Annotated in this window: 2 tRNA genes; both read right to left on the bottom strand. The window is 52.3% G+C overall.

The window, feature by feature from the left end:
* Positions 1 to 76 (bottom strand) — tRNA-Val (locus M9827_RS06065).
* 190 nt (positions 77 to 266) lie between these two features.
* Positions 267 to 343, bottom strand: a tRNA-Asp gene (locus tag M9827_RS06060).
* Positions 344 to 346: the final 3 nt, after the last annotated feature.

Below are 346 nucleotides of genomic sequence, written 5' to 3'. Positions count from 1 at the left end.
TGGTGGGTGATGACGGGATCGAACCGCCGACATTCTGCTTGTAAGGCAGACGCTCTCCCAGCTGAGCTAATCACCCTTCGCTTCGTTACGGGACGCATTATGCCACAAGTTTTCGTAAAGTGTTGATTTAATTGAATTTTTTTCAAATAAATCCGAAAACCGGTAAAACGACACATCTCGCATGTACAACCTTGGAGCAGAAAAAAACCCGCCTTGGCGGGTTTTTCCGTGGTGACCTGGCGTTCAGTGGTCCAGGTTACCGAATATGGCGCAGCGGACGGGACTCGAACCCGCGACCCCCGGCGTGACAGGCCGGTATTCTAACCGACTGAACTACCGCTGCGCT

Source organism: Pseudomonas sp. AKS31 (assembly GCF_023634765.1).
Taxonomy (GTDB): domain Bacteria; phylum Pseudomonadota; class Gammaproteobacteria; order Pseudomonadales; family Pseudomonadaceae; genus Aquipseudomonas.
Note: the sequence above shows the minus strand (reverse complement) of the source record. Positions and strands in the feature narration are given on the sequence as shown.